This is a genomic window from Liquorilactobacillus uvarum DSM 19971, assembly GCF_001434935.1.
Taxonomy (GTDB): domain Bacteria; phylum Bacillota; class Bacilli; order Lactobacillales; family Lactobacillaceae; genus Liquorilactobacillus; species Liquorilactobacillus uvarum.
The window spans coordinates 116,460-124,735 of the sequence record NZ_AZEG01000007.1 but is presented as its reverse complement, the minus strand read 5'-3'; the positions used below and the strand labels follow the sequence as shown (position 1 = coordinate 124,735).

8 protein-coding genes are annotated in these 8,276 nt (G+C 38.3%); 7 read left to right on the top strand and 1 reads right to left on the bottom strand.

Translation table 11 applies throughout. The features are described 5' to 3' along the window. Positions 1-52 precede the first annotated feature (52 nt). Complete coding sequence (locus tag FD20_RS05300; protein ID WP_057736522.1) at positions 53-700, bottom strand: TIGR04141 family sporadically distributed protein; 648 nt, start codon at positions 698-700, stop codon at positions 53-55. A gap of 506 nt (positions 701-1,206) precedes the next feature. Here FD20_RS05300 and FD20_RS05295 point away from each other — a divergent pair. The 7 genes from FD20_RS05295 (at position 1,207) to FD20_RS05265 (ending at position 8,270) form a co-directional block, all read left to right on the top strand. Beyond that, a complete protein-coding gene (locus FD20_RS05295; protein ID WP_083489045.1) occupies positions 1,207-5,130 on the top strand; it encodes an LPXTG cell wall anchor domain-containing protein in 3,924 nt (1,307 codons plus the stop codon). Between the two features lie 26 nt (positions 5,131-5,156). Then, a complete protein-coding gene (locus FD20_RS05290) occupies positions 5,157-5,432 on the top strand; it encodes a hypothetical protein (protein WP_010581082.1) in 276 nt (91 codons plus the stop codon). 39 nt (positions 5,433-5,471) lie between these two features. Further along, the gene (locus FD20_RS13540; protein ID WP_010581081.1) at positions 5,472-5,720 is read left to right on the top strand and encodes a hypothetical protein; all 249 of its coding nucleotides are present in this window, start codon (positions 5,472-5,474) and stop codon (positions 5,718-5,720) included. Between the two features lie 55 nt (positions 5,721-5,775). Then, on the top strand, positions 5,776-6,096 hold the full coding sequence (locus FD20_RS05280) for a DUF961 family protein (RefSeq protein ID WP_010581080.1): 321 nt from the start codon (positions 5,776-5,778) through the stop codon (positions 6,094-6,096). A gap of 35 nt (positions 6,097-6,131) precedes the next feature. After that, complete coding sequence (locus FD20_RS05275) at positions 6,132-6,515, top strand: YdcP family protein (RefSeq protein ID WP_010581079.1); 384 nt, start codon at positions 6,132-6,134, stop codon at positions 6,513-6,515. 93 nt (positions 6,516-6,608) lie between these two features. Beyond that, a complete protein-coding gene (locus FD20_RS05270; RefSeq protein ID WP_010581078.1) occupies positions 6,609-6,869 on the top strand; it encodes a hypothetical protein in 261 nt (86 codons plus the stop codon). A gap of 33 nt (positions 6,870-6,902) precedes the next feature. Continuing rightward, complete coding sequence (locus FD20_RS05265) at positions 6,903-8,270, top strand: FtsK/SpoIIIE domain-containing protein (RefSeq protein ID WP_010581077.1); 1,368 nt, start codon at positions 6,903-6,905, stop codon at positions 8,268-8,270. Positions 8,271-8,276: the final 6 nt, after the last annotated feature.

Here is an 8,276-nt window from a genome sequence, read left to right as displayed (position 1 = left end):
GTATCAGGTTATGCTGACAAATTTGTCCAAAAATTCGGATTAAATTTGCAATCTACCTATAGTCATTTTTTTTGTATTTGTCATAATAAAAAATTATATTTTCCTTTATATTTTCTATTTTCATTTTTCTGACTGAAACTAAACAATCTGTTCCCAATAAAAATCTTGCAATTTTTTCATCTTTTGGAGAACCCGCTATTGATTTCAGTAATTCACTGCTTTTGTTCAATTGAAATTGATCCTGAGTAGTATACTCAGAAGCCTGTTTTTGTGTCTCAACCAATGTTTCTTCGATTTTTATAGAATTTAAACTTTTTAATTTTTCCGTACTAACTAAATTAGCTGCAACTTTCAATCCAAAATTTCTTTCAATAGATGATTCCTTTAACAAGGAACGACCATAACCATATGTTATACTAAAAAACCTGTCTTTATATTTCATAACTATAACTGCTTTGTTCGAAGCATTTTTAGAAAATTCAATTTTTTGAACTGCTAATTTGTTAACTAAATTGCACCAATCTGGTAAACCCTGTGTTAACTCACTTACATAGATTTTACCTTCAAGACCTACACTTTTCTTTAATTCATAAATATTTTTTTGGGGCATTTGTTCTTTAAGACAGTCGTCAAAAGATTCAACACTTTCTTTATGTAGAAATATAGAAGTTTTAATTATTCTTTCGCCTTCGCTAATCATTAAATCCCTTCTTTAATAAAAATAGGTTCGGGCTAATTTTAACATAAACTTTAATACAAAAAAATAAGGTAATTATTATTACCTTATCGAAACTTATTTCATTTGCCAAACACACAATAATTATTTTACTTGGTAAACTTTTGGCAAACAACCATATTGTTTTTTGTCTTTTTAAGTTGGATGTACTCCGCCAAAGTCCTAAAATAAAGGGATTCCCCATTCAAATTCTATATAACCTTTATTCCCACTCTATACTTCACCTTAACAGTATCAGGATGAATCAGCGTGTTTAAGGCGTTTATCGAAACAACTAATAGCAATAAAAAACTAAAAAATCAAATGCGATGTGCCATTTTAGTGCCAGTAGTATTGAGAAATCTAAACTTCAAAACCACAGTTACGGGTAGTCCGATTTATATATTGGTCTACCTTTTTTGTACCCATTTTTTAGTTCAATATTTTTCACTGCTGGCTAAATCTATTTGATCAAAATGGAGGTAATCTACTTGCAAACAGCAACCCGTAAAGTTTCTGTCTGGTTAGCCCTGCTGACCTTGTTCACTTCAATTTTTATGACCCCAATCACAAGTGCTTTTGCCGCTGACATGACCAACATTAAAGCTGGCGACTGGGTATCAACTTGGCATCTCAGTCTATTGAATGGTCTTCATTGGACTGACACCGGTATTTACAAAAAAGTTGTTGATGGCCAAATCACTTTCTGTGTTGAACACGGGATCGATATTGAAAATTCTGGTTCAGGTTGGACACCAACTGATTATTCGGCGGCTGAGAAAGACAAGCTAGCCGAAATTGCGTATTTTGCTTATCAACAAAATCCAACTGACGCCAATTATGGTCTAGCACAAATTATGATCTGGGAAGCCTTAGGTAATGAACTATTGACCACCGACTATCCAGATTATCAAAATAAAAAAGCGGCTGTGCTGGCAAAAGTTGCAGCGTTCAACACCAAGCCATCGTTCAATGATCAAAATATTACCTTAAACGTTGGTGATTCAATCACTTTAACCGACACTAATGGCACTTTGGCTTCATATATTGAACAAACTGCTAATACCGCTAATTTGAACATCACAAAAGCTGGCAATAAATTGACTTTGACTGCCACAGCTAATTCCAAGGAATCTGGTAAGATTTCCTTTGCTAAAGCTAAGGCTGCTAATATTGGTACTTCCCTCCTTTATGGTAAAGGTAATCAACAAAAAATTGCCTATTTCAAACTGCCAAACGGAAATAACTTTGATCTAAACATTAAGGTAAATCTGAATGGTAATTTGAAAGCTAAAAAAGTTGACGCTGATACCAACAAGGCTCTGCCAGGTGCGAAACTCAAATTTGAGTACAATGGTCAAACCAAAGAAGTTACCACTGGCACTGATGGTTACGCCGCTTTAAACGACATCAAGGCCGGTACCCAAGTCAAAGTTTCAGAAGTAACCGCACCTAATGGCTACGTTAATAAAGGTGAAATCAAGACGGCCACGATCGCACCTAATCAAACAATCGAAGTCGTTCTTGGCAACAAAGAACAACTTGGTAATGTAAATCTAACGAAGATTGGCCGCCAATTTGGCACCAATATGTTTAACAAATACTATTCATTAAATGGCGCCATGTATGGCATCTATTCAACCGATGGTAAAAAAGTTGGAACGATCACTACCGATAGTACTGGTAAAGGTGCGCTACAAAATCTAAAACTCGGTAACTACTACGCCGTTGAAGAAAAAGCTCCGGCCGGTTATATTCTTAACAACGAGAAGGTACCTTTTGAGTTGAAATATGCTGGTCAAAATGTCGCGGTCACTGCTACTTCGGTTAAAGCGACCGATGATGAACAATTCGGTACTGCCACTTTGATCAAGGAAGATACTAAAACTGGTAAAACGCCACAAGGCGCTGCATCACTTGATGGTGCTGTCTATGAACTACATCGAGCTTCAAATGATGAACTAGTTGATACCGTTACGATTAAAAACAATCAAGCAAGTGTCGCCAATCTAAAGTTAGACGACTACTACTGGCTCGAAAAAGCAGCGCCAACTGGCTACATTAAAGATACAGAAAAACATGCATTCAAACTGACCTACGCTGGGCAAAATGCGAAAACAGCCACCGTATCAACAACCGTTAAAGAACAAGTCATTACTGGTGGCTTCGACTTAATCAAGATTGGTAACTATGATTGGCACACCGCACTTTCTAGCCATTTAACTGGTAAAGAAAACAAGTCTAATCCACTGGCTAATGTTGAGTTTACAGTCACTAGCAACACAACAAATAAGGTCGTCACAACGGGTACAACCGATAAAGAAGGTTATCTCAAATTTACTGATCTACCCTATGACACTTATACCGTGACGGAAACAAAAACACCAGAAGGCTATAAAACCGCCGATCCATTCAAAGTCACGATTCATCAACAAAACGAGACCCATCATTATTCAGTCGTCAATAATGTATTGGAAGAACGTTTGAAAGTAGTCAAAGCTGACGCCGAATCCGGCAAAACAATTCCGCGTGCCAACGCTGGCTTTAAAATTAAATCACTACAAACTGGTAAATATGTTTCCATGCCTAATCTCAATCATGACGGGACAACAGACACTTTTATGACTAATGAAGAGGGCTACTTGACCACAACTGAGGCACTCCCCTATGGTCAATATGAATTAGTCGAAACACAAGCACCATTAGGCTATGTTCTTGCCAAAGACCCAGCTAAATTTTCGATCACTGGCAAAGATAGTGATGGTATTGTGACCGTCAAATTTACGGATAAGTCGCAAAAAGGTATTGTCACTTTGCATAAAACTGGTGCCACGCCTGTTGAGGTAACTAAACAGTCAACCAAGTACGGCGAACAATACGGTTTTAACTATGACTACACCCCACTGGCCGGTGCCAAGTTTGAATTTACTGCCAGTAAAAATATCACCACCGCTGATGGTACTGTCCACGCCAAAAAGGGTGAGATTGTCGCCACGGCTACGACTGATGCTAACGGACAAATCAAAACCCCACAACTTTATCTCGGTAAATACTCAGTTAAAGAAGTTGCCGCACCAAATGGCTTTATTCTCAATGACAAGCCAATTGATTTTGAATTAAAATACGCTGGTCAAAATGTTGAAGTGACTTCAACTTCTCTCAAAGCGACTAACGATTTTCAGAAATTAAACGTGGTGGTTAACAAGCAAGCTGAACAAATCAAGAGTTGGGATAAAAACAAACCCACGCTTGAAAATAAAGCTGCTAATGGTCAAGTCTTCGGACTGTTCAGTAAAGCTGGCTACACCAATAGCGACATCAAGGTTCCGGCAAAGGCATTAGTCGCAACTGCGATCGTCAAAGATGGTAAAGCAACCTTTGCCGACATTCAATTGCCTGAAGATAGCTATTATGCGCAAGAACTAGATGCCGGTGAAGCTTATCAGCTTGATGACCAAACTTATGATTTTGAATTTAAGGCAACTGACAACACCGCGACTAAAAATTTCACGATCAATGATGATAAGGACGCCCCAATTCTAAATAAACTACACTTCAACGAATTTACCTTTAAGAAAATCAACGAGACCGCTAAGTTAGTTGAAGATAAAGGTTATCAATTCACTTTTGATGGCAACGCCAAGGGTGCGGTGTTTGAATTACTAGATAAGGATAAGAAAGTCATTCAAACCACTACAATTGATGACAAGTCGATTGGTGCCTTCAAGAATGTACCGGTTGGCACCTTCTATTTACGGGAAAAGACTCCTTCCGCGACCAATCTTGTTTTGACTAAGGACTTAACTAAAATTGTTTCAACCAAAACTGGTATCACTGTCTATGATGCTAAAGGTCAATTAATTAGTCAGGATAAAAAACAGGCAGACGAAAAAGCAACAACTGAAACTAAAGAAACCACCAAAAAACCAGAAATTAGTTTCACACTGAAAAATAATTTGATCAAGGGTACTGGTGAATTAACCAAGACTGATGTCAGCAATGGTAAAGTCTTGCCAAACACTGGTATTAAAGTTCTCGATCAAGATGGCAAAACAGTTGTATCAGGTCGGACTAATGACAAGGGTATTTTCAGTTTTGCCAACCTGCCTGCTGGCAAATACCAATTTGTGGAGTATGACGCACCAAAAGGTTACAAGATCAATGAAACACCTGTCGATTTTGAAATCACTAAAGATGGTGAAATCGTCAAGGCGCAAATGAAAGATGAAGCGGTCGATACGCCACTAATTCACCTACCACAAACTGGTGAAGAACGTAATCAATTGTTAAGCGTTATTGGCGTGATTCTACTATTAATCACTAGCTTAATTGTCTGGTGGATTCATCATTCAAGAAAAACTAATGCGGATTTTTATGACGATGAAGATGAAGATGATAACTGGAACAATGAATAGTCTCTCCCATCGGAAAGAGTGATCGTATGCCAAAAGAAAAAATTGATTCTGTTTTTAATTTATCCGAATTTCATCATGACTTTAGAGAATTGATCAATCCAATGTTCCCTACCTCACCAACAGAAGATGAAATTTTAAAAGATGTACTGCAAGAGGCGCAAGCTAATCTAGAAACGTCAATTAGGTTTGAAATTTCAAAAGATGAATGTAAATTAGGCGCCTATATTACCTTTTTGTTCAACTCAGGTTTTATTAATGGTAACAACCCTTTTCTGAGTTATCGTGGTGTACTTCTGGATTAGGTTTCAATAAATACCCAATTTTCATATTTAGGAGGTCAAATGATTTACGTATCTTCCATTAAAATGTCATCCAGTGGTAAACCGAATGTTTTGCTTGAAGGTGAACTCATTCTGAACCATAGTCTGATCATCAACCAAGTACAACTCATTCAAGGACACCATCGTCTGTTCTTAAACTTCCCCCAAGTTCGCAATCAGCGGCTTATCTATCCCCTCAATACTGATCTATATCAATATTTACTCAACCAAGTCATCGAATATTATGCACATTCCAAGTCAGATAGTTAAATTATCTGACTTTTAGTTTGCCTAAAATTCAAGAAAAGAAAGCGAGGACCCAATTATGGATCTTAAATATGTAATTCCCGAAGTACGTGAAACTTTCGGTCAACTCACCTTTGCCGGTAATTTTAGCGAAACTCGCGAAGGCTCCGGTGCCAATCGTAAAGTTGTTTCGCGCACTTATGACCTTTACTCCAATGTTCAACGTGCCGACAACATTCAAGTGACGATCCCAGTGGCAGCCGGTGAAAAAAATGACACGCTCGAACCATTTGATCGGGTTCGATTAATTAATCCACGAATCGCCGCAGTTGGTTATCGGATTGCCGAAGCAGCATTTGTAAATTACACCTGCATGGCTGATGATTTCGTCAAGATTTAGCCACTTATCAAAATTAAAGAAAGAAGGAACCCTATATGCGATTACCAGAAGGCATTAAGCTAGACACACCAAAAACGTTCGGTAAATTATTATTCTCCGCCCAACGCCGTGAAAGATTTATCGAAGACGATGAAGGCAACCAAACAACTAATGTTCGCTCACGTACCTTTGATCTAAAAAGTACAGTACAAGGTCAGATGGTTCAAGTCTCCATTCCGGCCGAAGCTGGGACTAAGAATTTTGAATATGATCAAGAAATAGAACTAGTTAATCCTGAGATCGACACTGTCGCCAATGCGGATTTCCGAGGTGTAACTGTTTCTTGGTATCTCAAAGCATCTGATATTGTATCAGTCAAAAATAACCAATCTAAAACTGGTTCAGTAACCACGGAGAAAAATACAAATGACAAAAAATAACCATCGGAAGTTCTCATCCCAGCGCTCCCCACCGTCTCTATGGCGGTTTAAGTGTTCCCTGGTCATCACAAAAAAGAAGTTAGGAGATTTTTTATGAATGTACTTGTCTGTATTAATGAAATCGGCTTTATGGACGATTTTGTAGCCAATATCAAAGAAAGCTCTGTTAACGAAGCTGAGAGAAAACTTCAGGAAGCTCATGAAATTGCGATTGAATCGCCTGATTCTGGTTTTAGTTTAACAGCTCTATCGGAAGTGACTAAAGATGGTGTTGCTAAAGAATTTACCTTCAAGAGTATGCAGACCGAAGAGGGTCTAACAATGATTTATATTGGCGTAGCTGATGCCGCCTAGTTGATTCTAAAATAATTGAAATGAGGTGATAATTTGAAAGCAATTTTTCACTATCGCGGCACTCAAATCCATCCACGTGATCAGAACCTAGTTTTTCAAACATTGCTAAGTATGATTCTATTCATCTTGCTACCATTGACTATTTTCTTTTATCTGCCGTTACTGTCTAAAATCAACCTCAAAACCGTTTCATGGCCAACAATTCATAGCCTCCCTTGGTCGTTTAGCGGATTGATTATCAGTTCCATCATTACATTTCTGGTTTCATTAATAATCATCTTACTGATATTAATCAGATTTCCCGACCAATACCGCAAATTGATACATCGACAAAAAATTGCGCGAATGTTCATGACGAATAACTGGTATGAGAGTGAGACAAGGAAAAATGATGGCTTTTTTAAAGACTTAGATTTAGGGGGTTCAAAAGAACGAATCTCACGGTTTCCACGAGTTTACTATCGTTTGAAAAATGGTCTGATCCATGTGCAGGTGGAAATTGTAATGAGTCCTTACCAAGATCAACTGATCCATTTGGAAAAGAAACTTGAATCCGGCTTATACTGTGAAATCGTTGATAAAATCCTCCATGATTCATTTGTAGAGTACACGCTACTCTATGATACGATTGGTAATCGAATTTCGATTGAACATGTGAAATGTCAAAAAGGCGCCGTCAACCTTATGAATAATGTTGCTTGGGAATACGATGTTTTGCCCCATATGCTAATCGCTGGCGGCACTGGTGGTGGAAAAACCTATTTTATTCTCACATTGATCCAAGCATTGATTCGCGATGGTAATCAGTTGACCATTCTTGATCCAAAAAATTCCGACCTAGCCGATTTGACCGATGTTATTCCAGATGTTCACTATGAACAAGACGATATGATTGCCGCCGTAGCTCAGTTTTACCAAGAAATGATGGAACGTAATAAAGAGATGAAAAAAATGGCCGGTTACCAAACAGGCAATAACTATGCCGCGCTTGGACTTCCCGCCCATTTTCTAGTCTTTGATGAGTATGTGGCTTTCATGGATATGATCGGACGTGAAGCTGTACAAGTCATGAGTAAGCTTAAACAAATTGTCATGCTTGGCCGTCAATCAGGATTCTTTCTTATCTTGGCCTGCCAGCGCCCTGACGCAAAATATTTAGGTGATGGTATTCGTGATCAGTTTATGTTCCGAGCAGCACTTGGTCGAATGTCGGACCTTGGTTATACCATGATGTTTGGTGAAACCGATAAAGATTTCTTCTTAAAACCCATCAAAGGTCGTGGTTACGTTGATACTGGTATTAGCGTTATTAGTGAGTTTTACACACCACTGGTACCGAAGGGCTATGATTTTCTGGGTGAGATCGATGCTGCCTACCAGAGCAATAACAAAACACTGTAATCGCTT